14 protein-coding genes are annotated in these 16,458 nt (G+C 69.6%); 10 read left to right on the top strand and 4 right to left on the bottom strand.

All coding sequences use genetic code 11. The features are described from left to right. The first annotated feature begins 104 nt into the window (after window positions 1–104). Window positions 105–950 (top strand): bifunctional methylenetetrahydrofolate dehydrogenase/methenyltetrahydrofolate cyclohydrolase, encoded by an 846-nt coding sequence (locus ABH927_RS10645; RefSeq protein WP_370020371.1) that lies wholly within the window; start codon window positions 105–107, stop codon window positions 948–950. Here the strand turns inward: ABH927_RS10645 and ABH927_RS10640 are convergent. Continuing rightward, window positions 847–2,094 carry an alpha/beta hydrolase gene (locus ABH927_RS10640; RefSeq protein ID WP_370020369.1) on the bottom strand — a complete coding sequence of 416 codons (1,248 nt, stop codon included), beginning with the start codon at window positions 2,092–2,094 and terminating at the stop codon, window positions 847–849. The genes ABH927_RS10645 and ABH927_RS10640 overlap by 104 nt on opposite strands. Window positions 2,095–2,250: 156 nt before the next feature. Between ABH927_RS10640 and ABH927_RS10635 the strand changes: the two genes are divergently transcribed. Beyond that, complete coding sequence (locus tag ABH927_RS10635; protein ID WP_370020368.1) at window positions 2,251–4,107, top strand: phosphatidylglycerol lysyltransferase domain-containing protein; 1,857 nt, start codon at window positions 2,251–2,253, stop codon at window positions 4,105–4,107. Here the strand turns inward: ABH927_RS10635 and ABH927_RS10630 are convergent. Then, the gene (locus tag ABH927_RS10630; RefSeq protein ID WP_261581251.1) at window positions 4,104–4,757 is read right to left on the bottom strand and encodes an FHA domain-containing protein; all 654 of its coding nucleotides are present in this window, start codon (window positions 4,755–4,757) and stop codon (window positions 4,104–4,106) included. The two genes, ABH927_RS10635 and ABH927_RS10630, sit on opposite strands and share 4 nt — an antisense overlap. 181 nt (window positions 4,758–4,938) lie before the next feature. Here ABH927_RS10630 and ABH927_RS10625 point away from each other — a divergent pair, with 181 nt between their 5' ends. The 4 genes from ABH927_RS10625 to ABH927_RS10610 all read left to right on the top strand — a co-directional run bounded on the left by ABH927_RS10625 (window position 4,939) and on the right by ABH927_RS10610 (window position 9,775). After that, a complete protein-coding gene (locus tag ABH927_RS10625) occupies window positions 4,939–6,060 on the top strand; it encodes a citrate/2-methylcitrate synthase (RefSeq protein ID WP_370020365.1) in 1,122 nt (373 codons plus the stop codon). A 21-nt stretch (window positions 6,061–6,081) separates the two neighbouring features. Next, window positions 6,082–6,369, top strand: coding sequence for a DUF3017 domain-containing protein (locus tag ABH927_RS10620; protein ID WP_370020363.1), 288 nt, complete (start codon window positions 6,082–6,084; stop codon window positions 6,367–6,369). A 94-nt stretch (window positions 6,370–6,463) separates the two neighbouring features. Beyond that, window positions 6,464–7,681: an NADP-dependent isocitrate dehydrogenase gene (locus ABH927_RS10615; protein WP_261581254.1), complete on the top strand. Its 1,218-nt coding sequence runs from the start codon at window positions 6,464–6,466 to the stop codon at window positions 7,679–7,681. A gap of 189 nt (window positions 7,682–7,870) precedes the next feature. After that, complete coding sequence (locus tag ABH927_RS10610) at window positions 7,871–9,775, top strand: protein kinase domain-containing protein (protein WP_370020361.1); 1,905 nt, start codon at window positions 7,871–7,873, stop codon at window positions 9,773–9,775. 19 nt (window positions 9,776–9,794) lie between these two features. On the opposite strand, the gene ABH927_RS10605 is transcribed toward ABH927_RS10610, so the two are convergent. Then, entirely contained in the window at window positions 9,795–10,328 is a 534-nt protein-coding gene (locus ABH927_RS10605; protein ID WP_370020359.1) for a PadR family transcriptional regulator, read from the bottom strand. 55 nt (window positions 10,329–10,383) lie between these two features. Between ABH927_RS10605 and ABH927_RS10600 the strand changes: the two genes are divergently transcribed. Together ABH927_RS10600 and ABH927_RS10595 are read left to right on the top strand one after the other, a co-directional pair. Continuing rightward, window positions 10,384–11,814 (top strand): MDR family MFS transporter, encoded by a 1,431-nt coding sequence (locus ABH927_RS10600; RefSeq protein WP_370020357.1) that lies wholly within the window; start codon window positions 10,384–10,386, stop codon window positions 11,812–11,814. Between the two features lie 82 nt (window positions 11,815–11,896). Continuing rightward, window positions 11,897–12,727: a hypothetical protein gene (locus tag ABH927_RS10595; RefSeq protein ID WP_370020355.1), complete on the top strand. Its 831-nt coding sequence runs from the start codon at window positions 11,897–11,899 to the stop codon at window positions 12,725–12,727. A 7-nt stretch (window positions 12,728–12,734) separates the two neighbouring features. Here ABH927_RS10595 and galE read toward each other — a convergent pair whose 3' ends face one another. After that, window positions 12,735–13,718, bottom strand: coding sequence for a UDP-glucose 4-epimerase GalE (gene galE, locus ABH927_RS10590; RefSeq protein ID WP_370020353.1), 984 nt, complete (start codon window positions 13,716–13,718; stop codon window positions 12,735–12,737). 129 nt (window positions 13,719–13,847) lie between these two features. Here galE and ABH927_RS10585 point away from each other — a divergent pair, with 129 nt between their 5' ends. Both ABH927_RS10585 and trpS read left to right on the top strand, forming a co-directional pair. Further along, on the top strand, window positions 13,848–15,173 hold the full coding sequence (locus ABH927_RS10585; RefSeq protein WP_370020351.1) for a hemolysin family protein: 1,326 nt from the start codon (window positions 13,848–13,850) through the stop codon (window positions 15,171–15,173). A gap of 59 nt (window positions 15,174–15,232) precedes the next feature. Beyond that, window positions 15,233–16,237: a tryptophan--tRNA ligase gene (gene trpS / locus ABH927_RS10580; RefSeq protein WP_370020349.1), complete on the top strand. Its 1,005-nt coding sequence runs from the start codon at window positions 15,233–15,235 to the stop codon at window positions 16,235–16,237. The last annotated feature ends 221 nt before the right edge of the window (window positions 16,238–16,458 follow it).

Below are 16,458 nucleotides of genomic sequence, written 5' to 3'. Positions count from 1 at the left end.
CGGCTGCCGCCCGGGGTCGTCCGGCGGCAGCCGTACGAAGGCGGCAGCCAGCAAACCGAGCGTCGCGAAAGTGGCACTGGCAACACATGGAAGGATGGGGAGCCATGAGCGCGCAGATTCTGGATGGCAAGGCCACCGCCGCGAAGATCAAGGCCGATCTGGCGGGACGGGTGGCGGCGCTGGCGGAGCGGGGGATCACCCCGGGTCTCGGCACGATCCTGGTCGGTGACGACCCGGGAAGCCAGATCTACGTCGCGGGCAAGCACCGCGACTGCGCGGAGGTCGGCATCGCGTCGATCCGCAGGGACCTTCCGGCCACGGCGAGCCAGGCCGAGGTGGAGGCCGCGATCGACGAGCTCAACGCCGATCCCGCCTGCACCGGCTACATCATCCAGCTTCCGCTGCCCCGCCACCTGGACACCCAGTCCCTGATCGAGCGGATGGACCCGGGGAAGGACGCCGACGGCCTGCACCCGGTCAACCTGGGCCGGCTCGTTCACATGGTCGACGCCCCGCTGCCGTGCACGCCGCGCGGCATCGTGGTCCTGCTTCAGGAGTACGGCGTGCCGACCAAGGGCGCCGAGGCGGTCGTGATCGGCCGGGGGATCACGGTGGGCCGCCCGCTGGGTCTCCTGCTGACCCGCCGCACGGAAAACGCCACAGTGACCCTCTGCCACACGGGCACCCACGACCTGGCGTCCCACGTCCGGAACGCCGACATCGTCGTGGCCGCCGCCGGAGTGCCGGGGCTGATCACGGCCGACATGGTGAAGCACGGCGCGGCCGTGCTCGACGTCGGCGTGTCCCGCGTCGACGGCAAGATCGCCGGCGACGTGGCGCCTGACGTCAGGGACGTGGCCGGGTTCGTCGCCCCGAACCCCGGCGGTGTCGGGCCGATGACGCGAGCGATGCTGCTGACGAACGTGGTCGAGGCCGCTGAGCGGCGGTAAGCCTCGTCTGGGGCTGCGCGGGCGCGTGTAGCTGCTGCGCGAGCCACGGCAGCGCTTCGGGAAGCTCCCGGTTCCAGGTGGCGAAGTTGTGCCCGCCGCTCGGCAGGATGAGCGATGCCGCCTGCATGGGGGTCTTGACCGCCTTGAGGAACTGCTCGGTCGTCCTGTAGTCGCTCTCCCCGCGCTTGCTGCTCGTGACGAGTACGGAGACCGGCGGGGCGGGGAGGTGCGCCAGCCGCCACATCAGGTCGTTCTCGTCCCGCAACTGCCGGCTGCCGCCGAAAAGATCTCCGGTCGTGACGTCGGTCAGCGCGTGGAAGTAGCCGGAGAGCGACACGGCGGCCGAGAACGCGTCCGGGTGGCGCATGCTCAGCTTGAGCGCGCAGTAGCCGCCCGTGGAGCCGCCGATGACGCCCCAGCTCCCGGCGTCGGTGCCGACGCGGAAGGCGCCGGCCATCGCGTGCGGCACGTCCTTGGCGAGGAACGTCTCCACCTGGGGGCCGCCGGGCACGTCCACGCACTCGGTGTCCCGCGGCGGCGCGATGGTCGGCCGCATGAGCACGAGCACCGTGGGATTGATCTGCTTCGCCAGGATCGACTTGGCCACGAGGCCGGGGAAGTTCAGCCTCGTGATCAGGTTTCTGGCGTCTCCGGGATATCCGGTCAGCGCCACGATGGCGGGGAAGCGCGTGGTGGCGAACTTCTTCTCGAAATACTGCGGCGGCAGGTAGACGTACGCGGGGGTGCTGAGGCGGGATTGAGGCCCGGATATGACGACCTGTTCCAGCCTGCCGCCGGAGCGACCCTCCTTCGCCTTGGGAACGAGCACCGGACGGCTCCCGATCACGCGCACGAGACCCGGCTGGCCGACGACCGCCCCCGCGCCGAGCGGCAGGATGGGAGCCGTGGAGTCGTCCGTGCCGAAGAGGTCGCCCCAGGAGCCGTAGAAGCCGAAGTAGGCGTTGGTCACCAAGGCGAGCGCCACCAGGATGAGGATCTGGTTGAGCGCGAGCACGCCGACCCGGCCCGCCACCGACGGCCAGGTCCGGCTGCTCAGCCGTGGCCACACCCACACGGTCGCCACCAGGCCGGCGACGGCGAGCACGACGAACAGCAACTGGACCTTCGTAGCCGTTAGTCCCATCCCGGCCTCCCCCTGCCGTCCCCCCTGCGGCCGGCCCAAGCAAAGTTACTCCGCCGAGGTAAGGGCAGGGTTAAGGATCCGAACGGAGGCTTCCAGACCGGATTTCACCATTTAGTGTGTGCTTCCGTGAGTGGTCGGACACGTATTCGGCGAGGCGTGGTCTCGCGTTCCTGGGTGCCGGCGGCGGCAGGTTCCACCGCGCTCGTAATCGGCATTCTGGACATCATCAAAGGCGTTGTCCCGCATTTCCGGGCGAGCAGGATCAGTGAGATCGCCAGCGTTCTCCCGGGTAGCGTCACCACGCTGGCCGAGGCGGCCATGCTGCTGGTCGGCATCCTGTTGATCATGCTCGCGCATGCCCTGCGGCGGCGGAAGGTGCGGGCCTGGCGTGCGGTGATCGTGCTTCTGCCGCTCGGTGCCGTCGTCGAGGCGCTGCGGTGGCGGCATTCGATCGCGGCCTCAATCAGTGTGGTGCTGTTCGTCGTTCTCCTGGTCAACAGGCGGGAGTTCTACGCCCTTTCCGATCCGCGATCACGCTGGCGGGCGCTGTGGAACTTCCTCGTCCTCGGCGCTTTCGACATTGTGATCGGATGGCTTCTCGTCGTCACGCATTTGCGGATGGCGATCGGCCGGCCGGGCCTGAGCGACCAGCTCCAGCACGTGCTTCTCGGCCTGTTCGGGCTGGAGGGGCCGATCCAGTACGCCTCGGAGCGCACCGGCGACCTGGTCTACTACTCGCTCGCGGGGCTCGGCGCGCTGACCGCCGTCACCACGCTCTACCTGGCGCTCCGGCCGGAGCGGCCCGCCGCGGCGCTCACCCCCGACGACGACCGGCGCCTCCGCGCCCTGCTCGACCGGTACGGCAGGCAGGACTCCCTCGGCTACTTCGCGCTGAGGCGGGACAAGAGCGTGATCTTCTCCCCTTCGGGGAAGGCCGCCATCGCCTACCGGGTGGTCGCGGGGGTGATGCTCGCCAGCGGCGACCCGATCGGAGACGTCGAGGCCTGGCCGGGGGCGATCAGGCGCTTCCTGGAGGAGGCGAGGCGGCACGCCTGGGTCCCGGCGGTCATCGGATGCAGCGAGACCGGCGGCGAGGTGTGGACCCGGGAGGGCGACCTGTCCGCCCTGGAGCTGGGTGACGAGGCCATCGTCGAGGTCGCCGACTTCACCCTTGAGGGCCGGGCCATGCGCAACGTCCGCCAGATGGTCAACCGTACGGAACGGCTCGGCTACACCTGCCAGGTGCGGCGGGTGGGCGATCTCACGGAGGTGGAGCGCGAGCGGATCCGCAACGCCGCCGACTTCTGGCGCGGCACCGAGACCGAGCGCGGCTTCTCCATGGCGCTCGGCCGCTTCGGCGACCCCGCCGACGCCGGCTGCATCGTCGTAACCGCCCACAAGGACCCGGCTCAGGAGGGTACGGCTCAGGAGAATACGGCGCAGGAGGGTACGGCGACGCCGGGCGGGGACATCCGGGCGGTCCTGCACTTCGTGCCGTGGGGCCCGGACGGCATCTCGCTCGACCTGATGCGCCGCGACCGCGAGGCCGACCCCGGGCTGAACGAGCTGCTGATCGTCAAGGCCCTGCAGGCCGCGCCGCGACTGGCCGTGACCAGGGTGTCCCTCAACTTCGCCATGTTCCGCTCGGCCCTGGCCAGAGGGGAGCGCCTGGGCGCCGGGCCGGTGCTGCGGGCCTGGCGCGGGATCCTCGTGTTCCTGTCCCGCTGGTTCCAGATCGAGTCGCTGTACAAGTTCAACGCCAAGTTCCGCCCGTTCTGGGAGCCGCGGTTCCTGGTGTACCCGACGGCTCGTGACCTGCCGCGCATCGGCGTCTCGGCGCTCCAGGCGGAGGCGTTCCTGACGATCGGCCCGCCGAGACCGGGGGCCTGGCTGAGGGGCCTGCGAAGGGGCCTACCGCGACGGCGAGGCGGGACGGCGGTAGAGGTGCTCGGGCCGTCCGGTGGTGCCGTGTCGGAGACCGACGGTCACCCGTCCGTCGGCCGCCAAGGCTAGGACGCGCGGCGGCTGGCCGGGGCCCGCTGGGGCTCCGCCTCGGCCGGTCCCGTGGCCCGCTGCGGCGGCACCACCGGGGTCGGCCGCACCAGCCCCAGCGCCACGACCTCGTTGGCCAGCCGGGTCCGCCGGTTCGTCCCCTCGGGGATGCGGAACTTCTGGTAGAGCCGCAGCAGGTGCTGCTTGACCGCGGCCTCGGTCACGACGAGGTCGTCGGCGATCTCACGGGCCGTCGCCGGGGCGACGAACGCCTCGTCGGACAGGGCCGGCCGGCACAGCGAGGTCAGCACGTCGACCTCGCGGCGGGTCAGCTCGGGGGCGGCGGCCCGGCGCAGCTCCACCTCAGGGGCGAAGTCCTCGCGGGGGATGCCGCCGACCCGGGCCCGGGCGGCGCCGAAGGAGACGACGTCGCCGTCGTCGAGCACCCTCCTGGCGATCGGCCTGCCGTTCACCCGGGTGCCGTTGCGGGACAGGCCCAGGTCAACGACGTACAGGTAGGGCCCGCGCCGGACGAATTCGGCGTGCAGCCGTGACACGCTCGGATCTGTCAGCCGGATGTCCACGCCTCGCCCTCGGCCGATCGTGGTGATCTCAGGGCGCAACGGCACTACCTCGCCGCTGTCCTCGATCCGAATGAACGGCCCCTCCACGGCAGTTCCTCCCCAGGTAGCCCGCCGTTACTTTCGCTACAGCTCCGGCTTACCCAGACGTGGCGATCTGGAATCTCCTTTGCCATAAGGAGAATCCTTCTTGAAATTGGTCTGGACCTTTGGAGAGCGGTTTACCTGCTCACGGGTAGACTTCGGGCGAAGATAAGCGGAGGAAACACTTATGGCGGACAAGCCCACCAAAGGCCTCGCCGATGTCGTCGCCGCGTCCACAGCGCTCAGCGACATCGACGGCAGGGCCGGTCGGCTCTTCTATCGTGGCTACGACATCCACGACCTGGCCGGCCGCACCACCTTCGAGGAGACCGCGCACCTGCTCCAGCACGGCTCGCTGCCGACCCGTGAGCAGCTTGCCGACTACGGAGCCGAGCTCGTCAGAGGCCGTAGCCTGGGCGCTCTCGTCGAAAGCAACATCCCCGAGATCGCCGAGAAGCAGGGGCCCATGGAGGCTCTGCGCACGCTCGTCTCTCTCAGCGGGGCGGAGGATCCGGACAAGGACTCCAACGCCGCGGACGCGAACCGCCGCAAGGCCGCGCGCCTGACCGCGCAGCAGCCGATCCTGGTCGCCAGGTATCACGCGGCCCGAACGGGTGGGACCGTTCCCGATCCCGACCCCGAGCTGAGCATCGCCGCGAACTTCCTGCTCCAGATCACCGGACGGCAGCCGTCGCCGCGCGAGGTGGAGATCTTCGACGCCTGCCTCGTCCTGCACGCCGACCACACGATGAACGCGTCCACGTTCGCCGCCCGGGTCTGCGCCGCCACGCTGTCGGACATGCACTCGGCCATCGTCGCCGCCATCGGCACGCTGAAGGGCCCCCTTCACGGCGGCGCCAACGAGCAGGTCATGCGTACTCTGGAATCGCTGGACCCGAGCGGGGTCGCGCAGGCCGTACGGGACAAGCTGGCCAAGGGCGAGAAGATCATGGGCTTCGGGCATCGGGTCTACAAGACCGAGGACCCGCGGGCGACCCACCTGCGGCGGATGTCGCAGGAGCTCGGCGAGGCGTCGGGCGACGACACGTTCTACCGGATGTCCCGGGAGATGGAGGAGGTCGTCTTCGCGGAGAAGGGCCTGTACCCGAACGTGGACTTCTACGCGGCGACCGTCTACCACTACCTCGGCATCCCGACCGACCTGTTCACGCCGGTGTTCTCGGTGAGCAGGATGTCGGGGTGGACCGCTCACGTGATCGAACAGCACGCCGACAACCGCCTGATCCGGCCGGACAGCGAGTACATCGGCGAGCGCGACCAGAAGTGGATCCCGATTGACGAGCGGTGAGCAGCCAGGGCGAGTGAGGATGTGAAGGCGAGCGGCACCGGCACGGCCTGGGGACCGTACCTGCTGGTGGTGGCGGGTGCGGGCGCCGGGCTGGGCGCGGTCGTCTTCGGAGCGCCCCCCTGGGCCGGGGGCGTGATCGTCGGGGGCGCCTTCATCCTGGGATCGGCCATCCGGCTGATCGTCTCCGACGAGCGGGCCGGCCCGCTCGCGATCCGGAGCCGGAAGGCGGACGTGGTCATCCTGGCCACCCTCGGCGCCGCCCTGGTGCTCGGCTCGCTCAGCCTGCTGCTGCGCCTGCACAACACCTAGCCACGGGCGCAACACGCCCGTCCGATAGCCTCACGGCCAGTGAGCCTCAAAAAGGACTGTCTGGCCAAGTTAGTTCAGAAGGGGAACCCCACGCATGCCCAAGATCAAGGTAGCGGGTCCGGTCGTCGAGCTTGACGGCGACGAGATGACCCGGATCATCTGGCAGTTCATCAAGGACCAGTTGATCCTGCCCTACCTCGACGTCGACCTGAAGTACTACGACCTCGGCATCGAGCACCGCGACGCCACGGACGACCAGGTCACGATCGACGCCGCGAACGCGATCAAGCAGTACGGCGTCGGCGTCAAGTGTGCCACGATCACGCCTGACGAGGCCCGGGTCGAGGAGTTCGGCCTGAAGCACATGTGGAAGTCCCCGAACGGGACGATCCGCAACATCCTCGGCGGTGTGATCTTCCGTGAGCCGATCATCATGTCGAACGTCCCGCGGCTCGTGCCCGGCTGGACGAAGCCGATCGTCGTCGGCCGTCACGCCTTCGGCGACCAGTACCGCGCGACCGACCTGAAGATCCCGGGCGAGGGCACGCTGACCCTCACCTTCACGCCGAAGGACGGCAGCGAGCCGATCGAGCTCAACGTCTTCGACTTCCCCGGCGCGGGTGTCGCGCTCGCGATGTACAACCTCGACGAGTCGATCCGCGACTTCGCCCGTGCCTCGATGCGGTACGGCCTGAACCGCGGCTACCCGGTCTACTTGTCGACGAAGAACACGATCCTCAAGGCCTACGACGGCCGCTTCAAGGACATCTTCGCCGAGGTCTTCGAGTCCGAGTTCAAGGCCGACTTCGAGGCCGCCGGCATCACCTACGAGCACCGCCTGATCGACGACATGGTCGCCGCGTCCCTCAAGTGGGAGGGCGGCTACGTCTGGGCGTGCAAGAACTACGACGGCGACGTCCAGTCCGACACGGTCGCCCAGGGCTTCGGCTCGCTCGGCCTGATGACCAGCGTGCTCATGACGCCGGACGGCCGGACCGTCGAGGCCGAGGCCGCCCACGGCACGGTGACCCGGCACTTCCGCCAGCACCAGCAGGGCAAGCCGACCTCCACGAACCCGATCGCCTCGATCTTCGCCTGGACCCGTGGCCTGCAGCACCGCGGCAAGCTCGACAACCAGCCCGAGGTGATCGACTTCGCCGAGAAGCTGGAGCAGGTCTGCGTCGAGACCGTCGAGGGCGGCCAGATGACCAAGGACCTGGCGCTTCTCGTCGGCGGCGACGCCGAGTGGCTGACCACGCAGGACTTCCTCGCCGCGCTGGACGAGAACCTCAAGAAGAAGATGGCTCTCTGACCCTGAGGAAACCTTCAGCCTGGGGAGACCCCGAGCGAACAGCGTCACCCCGAACGGGCCGCCTCCGGGCGGCCCTTTTGGTGTGTGCGAATCCGGAGATCACGGCGTGGTATCGCCTGTCAGGCAGGAGTACGGCAGGGCCGTAAAGTTCTGCTGGTCAGTACTTTGCCAAACCGTGGGGATCGTTGGATGCCGCAGATCGTGCCGCTCGGGCCGGGTGATCCCGCCCAGCTCGGTCCGTTCGTGCTGTCCGGCCGGATCGGTGAGGGCGGCCAGGGCGTGGTCTACCTGGGGCGGAACGAGGCCGGCGAGCCGGCCGCCGTGAAGTTGCTGCACGTCAAGTTCAGCGGCGACGCCGTCGCCAGGTCACGCTTCGCCAGGGAGTTGCGGGCCGCCCAGCGGGTCGCGAGCTTCTGCACCGCCAGGGTCATCGCCGCCGACCTCGAGGGCGACACTCCGTACATCGCGAGCGAGTACATCCAGGGCGACTCTCTGCGCGACACCGTGGAAGCGTCCGGGCCGCTCAAGGGCGCGGCGCTGGAACGGCTGGCGGTCGGCACGGCCACCGCGCTGACCGCGATCCACCACGCCGGGATCGTCCACCGCGACTTCAAGCCCGACAACGTGCTGATCGCCGCCGACGGACCGCGGGTGGTCGACTTCGGCATCGCCCGCATCGTCGACTCGACCGGCACGATCACGAGCCGGGCGATCGGCACACCCGCCTACATGGCTCCCGAGCAGATCTCCGGCGACACCGTGGGCCCGCCGGCCGACGTGTTCGCCTGGGGTTCGACGATCGCGTACGCCGCGACCGGCAAGGCCGTCTTCGGCGGAGACTCGATCGCGGTCGTGCTGAACCGGATCCTCAACCACGACATCGACGTCGGCATGCTGCCGGAGCCGCTGCGCGGCGTCGTCCGGTCGTGTCTCAGCAAGTCCGCCGCGGCGCGGCCCACCGCCGACCAGATCCTGCTGCGGCTGCTCGGCCGTCCGGGGTCGGGCGACGCCTCCACGATCGTGCTGTCCGAGGGCGCCCACGCCGCCAATCCCGACAGCGCGACGCGCACTCCCGATCGCCCTGGGAGTCCCGCCGGCACGACCGATTCCGCCGACCCCACGGGTCCTCCGCCGGAGACCCGTTCCTCGCCCCCGGCCGCCAAATCGGGAAGGGGCCGCCGGCTCGCCGTGATCACGGCCGCCGTCGCCGTGGTGGCGGCCGGCGGAGCCGTGGCGTTCAGCCAGATGGGCGCCGGACGTGGGGGAGCGGGCGATCCCACGGACACCAGCGAGGCGAGCGTGTCCACCCGCCAGCCGTCGAAAACACCCGGCCCTTCGCCCACCTTCGGCTCCGTGGCGGACAAGGCGGCGCGGACGCATCGGCTCACCATCGGAGTGAAGGGCGACCTGCCCGGCGTCGGCCTCCTGCAGTCGGGACAGTTCAGCGGATTCGACGTGGACGTCGCCAAGTATGTGGCGAACAGCCTCCAGGTTCCCGACACGGGGATCACGTTCCGCAGGGTCGCCAAAGGCGACCGGGCCAGAGCGCTCGCGAACGGCGACGTCGACCTGGTCTTCGCGACCTACGCCTACGACGACAACAAGCGGGACGATGTCACCTTCGCCGGGCCGTACTACGTCGCCCACACCGACGTGCTCGTGGTCAAGGACTCGCCCATCCGGAAGCTCGACGACCTGACCGGCCACCTCGTGTGCGCGCCGCTGGGCAGCGATTCCTTCAGGATCGTGCAGGCGAAGGTGAGAGTGACCCCGGTTCCCGTGAACAACTACTCCGAGTGCATGAACAAACTTCTGGCGGGCAAGGTCGACGCCATTCCCGGTGACGACCTGATCCTGGCCGGGTTCGCCAACCGCGAGACGAGCCTCGAACTGGCGGTGCTCGGGCTCGACCTGACCGACCAGCGCTACTCCGTCGGGCTGCCCAGGAAGGACGCCCGCACCTGCGAGGCCGTCAGGTCCGCCATCTCCCGGATGTACGACGACGGGACCATGAAGAAGCTGCTCGAAAGCCACTTCTCGCGCGTTGACTTCCATCCCGAACGCGACATCCCGGTCATGCTCCCCTGCCGCTAGGAGTATCGAAAAGGGCAGCTCAGAGCCGGCGCTCGATGTCGGCGATGGAGTCGACGGCCCACTCGAGGGTGGCTCGGACGCGGCGGATGCCGAGGTCCAGGGCGTACACGCCGAAATGGCCCCAGCCTTCGCCCTTCCGCCGCATGGCGGGGTGGTTCCGGCGCAGTTCCTCCATTTGAGCCAGCTTGGTCTCGTAATGGACCTTCATCCGCTGGAGCAGCTCTATCGCCTCGCGCGGGTCGAGCAGCGGCATGAGGAAGGCCTGGAGCGACTCCTCACTGCGGTACGTCGCGGAGGGGCTGTGGTCGAGCATCCAGCGCCGCAGCTCCTGGCTGCCCTCGGCGGTGATGGTGTAGATCTTCCGCCCGCGCGGTCCCTCGGCCTCGACGGCCACCAGCCCGTCCGCCGCCATCTTGGCGAGCTCGGGATAGATCTGGCTGTGCCCTGCCTGCCAGACGTGCGCGACCGAGGTCTCGAACGTCTTGGCCAGGTCATATCCGCTCGCCGGGCCGGAGGCGGTGAGCAGGCCGAGGAGGGCGATCCGCAGGGACATGCCTTCACTATAGCTAACCCTTGACATGTCATCTCTTACATGTCACTTTCGACCCATGAAGCAGAAGAACGGGATCCTCCTCTTCGCCGTGCTGGGCGGGATGTTCCTCGCGATGCTGGACCAGACGATCGTGGGCACGGCGCTGCCCCGGATCACCTCCGAGCTGGGCGGCACCGGGCTCTACACCTGGGTGGTCACCGCCTATCTGCTGACCTCCACCGTCACGGTCCCGCTGTACGGCAGGCTGTCCGACGCGTACGGCCGCAAGCCGCTCCTCCTGATCGGCGTGGGGATCTTCCTCGTGGGGTCGATCCTGTGCGGGGTCGCGCAGGACATGGGCCAGCTCATCGCCTTCCGGGGGCTTCAGGGCCTCGGCGCCGGCGCGCTGCTGCCCCTGTCGCTGGCACTGGTCATCGACCTGTTCCCGCCGCAGCGCAGCGGTCGCGTGCAGGGCGCGCTCGGCGGCGTGATGGCCCTCAGCTACCTCGCGGGGCCGTTCCTCGGCGGCCTGTTCACCGACCACGCGAGCTGGCGCTGGGCGTTCTACGTCAACGTGCCCATCGGCGTCGTGCTGATCGCGATCATCTGGCTCCGGCTGCCGTACCTGCCTGGCCACGGCGGCGGGGCGCGCCCCGACTACCTCGGCATCGCGGTCTTCGGCGCGGCCATCAGCGCGCTGCTCGTCGGCCTGACCGAGAAGGGCATCGACGGCCACACCTGGACGAGCGCCCCCGTCATCGGCCCCATCGGGGGAGCGCTCCTGGCGCTGATCGGCTTCGTGGCCGTCGAGCAGCGGGCCGGTCAGCCGATCGTCCCCCTGCACCTGTTCGCCAACCGGACGTACACGCTGGTCAACGTGACCTCGTTCTTCACCGCGTTCTGCATGTACGCGGGAGTGGTCTTCCTGCCCCGCTACTTCCAGGAGGCCCACGGCCTCAGCGCCACCTCGTCCGGCCTGCACATCTACCCACTGATGCTCGCCATGGTCGTCGGCAGCGCGGTGACCGGCGCGCTGATCTCCAGGACCGGCCGCTACAAGCCCTGGCTGGTGACCGCGCCGGCCTTCCTCGTGGCGGGCACCCTGCTCTGCGCGAACCTGGCCGTGAACACCGGGACGCTCACGCTCGCCGCGTGGATGGTCCTGATCGGCCTCGGCGTGGGGCCCATGCTGTCCGGGCTCACGGTGGCGATCCAGTCGGCCGTCCCGCCGCAGTTCATCGGCACCGCGAGCGCCAACCTCACGTTCTTCCGCCAGATCGGCGGCTCGGTCGCGCTGGCCGTGGCGGGCACGGCCTACACCTCCGTCATGACCCGGGAGGTCCCCCTCCACGGCCCGCAGGCGGCGCACGCCGCGGCGACCGCGACCGTCATCCCGTGGCTCGGCGTCACGGGCGCGCTCGTCGCGCTCCTCGCGCTCGCCCTGCTGCCCGGCGGCGCCGTACGGCTCGGCCGTCCGATGCCGCAGCAGGTGCTCGCCGAGGTCTAGGTCGCGTCTCTAGCAGCGTGTCGGACGGATACCCGGCCTTCCCGGCACGGTTGAATTGATCTCAAGCGTTCGGGGGAGCCGCATGGGTCGTAGGGTCGTCACGGGTTTGGTCTGCGTGTTCGTCGCCGGAGCGCCGCAACCGGCGCTCGGGACGGACCAATGGGGAACGGCGGACCTCAAGGTCGGGATCTCGGCCACGCCCAAGGTCGCCCAGCCGGGCCAGCCGCTGACCTACCACGTCAACGTGCACAACGACGGGCCGGGGGACGCGGTGCTCCCCGTCCTGCGGGTCCAGATGCCGCGGGACTTCCAGATCGTCAACGTGGACGTCGCCGAGTGCGGGCCGGGGCGCGGGTTCAACGAGGTGGTCTGCCGCTCGTCGAAGGACGTCATGGCAGGCCGCTCGGGCGGCATGACCATCACCGGCGTGATCCGGCCCGGAGCCCACGGGCCGCTCCGCGCGGAGGCCACCCTGTCGTCCGAAGTGGTGGACGGCGACGAGACCGACAACACGGCGGAGGCCGTGACGAGGGTGGACGACGGGGCCGACCTGGCCGTGCGGTTCGAGTCGGCGACCAGGTTCACGCGGCCGGGGCACTGGTTCGCCGTCCGGGCCGAGGTGCGCAACCGGGGCCCCCGGGTGGTGCGGGACGCCTACGTCTTCTTCCAGCCCCGCGAGGCCCGGTTCCTGTCGGCGTCGGGAGCCCGGTGCCGCGGGGGGCTGTCCTTCGTCGGCTGCGCGCTCCCCCCGATCCGGTCGGGATCGAGGGGCCTGCTGCGGCTCGTGTTCCGCGTGCCGTCACGGGCCTTGCACACCGTGGGCACGATGGCCACCGTCTACTCCCAGCGCTTCGGCGACCGCCGCCCCGCCAACAACAGCGCCCGCATGCGCGTCGCCCTCCGCAGGGGTTAGCCCCCCATCACACAGCGGGCCCGGATTCCGGGGTCTGGCACGCCGCCCAGGCGTCGGCGACGATGGTCTCCAGGGAGGCGCGGCCGGGCTTCCAGCCGAGCTCCCGCTGGATCTTGTCGGACGAGGCCACCAGCACGGCCGGGTCGCCGGGGCGGCGCGGGCCGGCGACCGTCGGGATCTCGTGGCCGGTGACCTGGCGGCACACGTCGACGACCTCCTTGACCGAGAAGCCCGTGCCGCTGCCGAGGTTGAAGATCTCGTGCGTGCCCGCCGTACAGGCGTCGAGGGCGAGCAGGTGCGCGCGGGCGAGGTCGGCGACGTGCACGTAGTCGCGGACACAGGTGCCGTCGGCGGTCGGGTAGTCGTCGCCGAACACGCTCACCGACTCGCGCTCGCCGAGCGCGACCTTGAGGATGTTGGGGATCAGATGCGTCTCGACCGCGTGGCGCTCGCGGAACCGCCCGTACGCTCCGGCGACGTTGAAGTAGCGCAGGCTGACTGCGGCCAGGCCGTACAGTCCCGCGAAGGCGGTCAGCGTGGTGTCGACGGCCAGCTTGGACGCGCCGTAGGGGTTGGTCGGCCGGGTGGGGTCGGTCTCCAGGATCGCCCTGCTCCGCGTGCCGTCGAGGGGGGGCTCTCCGTAGGTGGCCGCGGTGGAGGAGAACACGAGCCGGTTCACGCCGGTCTCTCGCATGGCGTCGAGCAGGGCGAGCGTGCCACCGAGGTTGTGCGACCAGTAGAGCGCGGGCTTCTCGACCGACTCGCCCACGAGCGACTTCGCCGCGAAGTGCAGCACGCCGTCGAACCCCTCGGACAGCAGGCCGCGGGCCTCGGTGATCGACCCCTCCACGAACCGCGCGCCGCTCGGGACCGCGTCGGCGTGTCCCGTCGACAGGTCGTCCAGCGCCGTGACGTCGTGCCCCTCCTCGACGAGCTGGGCCGCCACGACGCTGCCGATGTACCCCGCGCCCCCAGTAACCAGCAGCTTCACTGTTTACTCCTGTTTAGATCTGTTTGATTATGTACGACTAGCGCCTAGCTTACGCTCATCGCATGAGGAGCGTGTAAACGGCAGGCAGTACGCTGACACGATCAACACCCCTGTGAACGGACTGAGGACGTGGACAACGTCGCGGTGACCATCACCCTGGTCCTGGTATTCATCCTGATCTGCGGTTTCTTCGCCGCCGCCGAGATGGCCATGGTCTCCCTCCGGGAGAGCCAGATCCGCAGGTTGAGCGGGCACGGCCGCCGGGGCGCCCGGGTGCAGAAGCTGGCGCGCGACCCCAACAGGTTCCTGTCGGCGGTGCAGGTCGGCGTGACCGTGGCCACCGTGCTCTCGGCCGCGCTCGGCGCCGACACGCTCGCGGGGCGGCTCAAGCCGCTGCTCGTCGGCTGGGGGCTCGACGACGGCGTGGCCGCCCCGACCGCCTTCGTGGTCGTCACGCTGGCCATCTCCTACGTGACGCTGGTGCTGGGCGAGCTCGCGCCCAAGAGGCTCGCGAGGCAGCGCGCGGAGGGCCTGTCGCTCCTGGTCGCGCCGCTGCTCGACCGTATCGCGACGCTGTCGAGGCCGGTGATCTGGGCGCTGTCGAAGTCGACCAACGGCGTCGTCCGGCTGCTCGGCGGCAATCCGTCGGCCGACCGGGCCGCCATGACCACCGACGAGCTGCGCGACATGGTCGTGGGCCACAAGGAGCTCACCCAGGACGAGCGCGACGTGATCGCGGAGGTCTTCGCGGCGGGCAAACGCCAGCTCAGGGAGGTGCTGCTGCCGCGTACCGAGGTCGAGTTCATGGCGGCCGACACGCCGCTGGCCGAAGCGGCCGTCCTCGCGGCGGCGATGCCGCACTCCCGGTTCCCGGTCTATCGCGAGTCGTATGACGACATCGTCGGCTTCGTCCACGTCCGCGACCTGCTGGACCCGGTCCTGACCGGGCGCGTCGAGCCGATCAGCGAGCTCGTGCCGATCAGGCCGGTCAAGCTCGTGCCGGCGAGCAAGCGGGTCCTCGCCACGCTGGCGGAGATGCGCGACGAGGGCCACCACCTCGCGATCGTCGTCGACGAGTACGGCGGGACCGACGGCATCGTGACCCTGGAGGACCTGGTCGAGGAGCTCATCGGCGACATACGCGACGAGTACGACGACGAGGGGCAGCCCGTCCGCCTCGTCGCCGGGGACATGGAGATCGAGGGCCTGGTCAACCTCGACGAGTTCGCCGCGCAGACGGGTGTCCGGCTTCCCGACGGGCCCTACGAGACGCTCGGCGGCTACGTGATGGCCGACCTCGGGCATCTCCCGGAGACCGGCGAGGCCGCCGAGGCTCCCGGCCTCAAGCTCACCGTGACCGAGATGGACGGCCGCCGAATCTCCCGTGTCCGGGTGACCCGTACGGCTCCGCCTCCGCTGGAGGCAGACGGCGACGCGCCGGAGGGGGACGGGTAACGAGGGGGACGGGTAACCCTGTCGCAGGCACGCGCGTGTTCCTGACAGAATTACGTGTCATGGATCGTCCTCGTGTTCTGTCCGGCATCCAGCCCACTGCCGACTCCTTCCACCTGGGCAACTATCTCGGCGCGGTGCGGCAGTATGTCGCGCTCCAGGACACCCACGAGGCGTTCTACTTCATCGCCGACCTGCACGCGCTGACCGTCGCGCCCAAGGCCGACGAGTTGCGCCGCCGCTCGAGGGTCGCCGCCGCGCAGTTGTTCGGCGCCGGGCTCGACCCCGAGAAGGCGGCCGTCTTCGCCCAGAGCCACATCCGCGAGCACTCCGAGCTGGCCTGGATCCTCATCTGCCAGACCGGCATGGGCGAGGCGGGCCGGATGACGCAGTTCAAGGACAAGTCCGCCAAGTACGGCGAGAGCTCGGCCAGCGTCGGCCTGTTCACCTACCCGATCCTCCAGGCGGCCGACATCCTGATCTACCAGGCCGACCAGGTGCCCGTGGGAGTCGACCAGAAGCAGCACCTGGAGCTCAGCCGCGACCTCGCCCAGCGGTTCAACAGCCGGTACGGCCAGACCTTCAAGGTGCCGAACCCGTACATCCTCAAGGAGGTCGAGAAGATCGGCGACCTCCAGGACCCGACGGCGAAGATGTCCAAGACGTCGTCCAGCCCGCAGGGCATCCTCGACGTGCTGGAGGATCCGGCCTCGCTGCGCAAGAAGGTCATGCGCGCCGTCACCGACACCGGCTCCGAGGTGGTCGCCGACGAGGAGAACAAGCCGGGCGTCACCAACCTGCTGCGGATCCACTCGGCGCTGTCGGGCGTCTCCGTCCCCGACCTGGAGGCGCGGTTCGCCGGGCAGGGCTACGGCGCCTTCAAGAAGGAGGTCGCCGAGGTCATCGTGGAGGCGTTCGCGCCGATCCGGGAGCGCACGGAGAAGCTCCTCGCCAACGAGGCCGAGCTGGACCGGCTGCTCGCCGCCGGAGCCGCCCGCGCCCGCGTGGTCGCCCAGGAGACGATGGTCAAGGTCCGCGACCGGATCGGGTTCATCCCCACCCCATGACCTGCTCAAAGCCCCCACCCCAAGCGCGTGATCATGCACACCTTCCACGGCAGGTGGCAGCTCTGACCCCGGGCGTGATCATGCGCAGATTCCCGCGGGCGCCGTTGACCTGTGCCGATGCAACTTGTGATCATGCACGGTTTCTGAGGGGGCAGTGCATGATCACGACGGGGATTGTCGCAGGTCGGGCGCGCGATCGGGGATTCTCTGCATGATCAGCA

It is taken from the genome of Planotetraspora sp. GP83, from assembly GCF_041262585.1.
Classification (GTDB): Bacteria; Actinomycetota; Actinomycetes; order Streptosporangiales; family Streptosporangiaceae; genus JAOEGB01.
Note: the sequence above shows the minus strand (reverse complement) of the source record. Positions and strands in the feature narration are given on the sequence as shown.

What these genes read in the sequence shown, in the direction of transcription:
- trpS (WP_370020349.1), top strand. Translation starts at nt 15,233, where the DNA reads ATGGATCGTCCTCGTGTTCTGTCCGGCATCCAGCCCACTGCCGACTCC.
- ABH927_RS10640 (WP_370020369.1), bottom strand. Translation starts at nt 2,094, where the DNA reads ATGGGACTAACGGCTACGAAGGTCCAGTTGCTGTTCGTCGTGCTCGCC.
- ABH927_RS10605 (WP_370020359.1), bottom strand. Translation starts at nt 10,328, where the DNA reads ATGTCCCTGCGGATCGCCCTCCTCGGCCTGCTCACCGCCTCCGGCCCG.
- ABH927_RS10600 (WP_370020357.1), top strand. Translation starts at nt 10,384, where the DNA reads ATGAAGCAGAAGAACGGGATCCTCCTCTTCGCCGTGCTGGGCGGGATG.
- ABH927_RS10645 (WP_370020371.1), top strand. Translation starts at nt 105, where the DNA reads ATGAGCGCGCAGATTCTGGATGGCAAGGCCACCGCCGCGAAGATCAAG.
- ABH927_RS10610 (WP_370020361.1), top strand. Translation starts at nt 7,871, where the DNA reads ATGCCGCAGATCGTGCCGCTCGGGCCGGGTGATCCCGCCCAGCTCGGT.
- ABH927_RS10595 (WP_370020355.1), top strand. Translation starts at nt 11,897, where the DNA reads ATGGGTCGTAGGGTCGTCACGGGTTTGGTCTGCGTGTTCGTCGCCGGA.
- ABH927_RS10615 (WP_261581254.1), top strand. Translation starts at nt 6,464, where the DNA reads ATGCCCAAGATCAAGGTAGCGGGTCCGGTCGTCGAGCTTGACGGCGAC.
- ABH927_RS10625 (WP_370020365.1), top strand. Translation starts at nt 4,939, where the DNA reads ATGGCGGACAAGCCCACCAAAGGCCTCGCCGATGTCGTCGCCGCGTCC.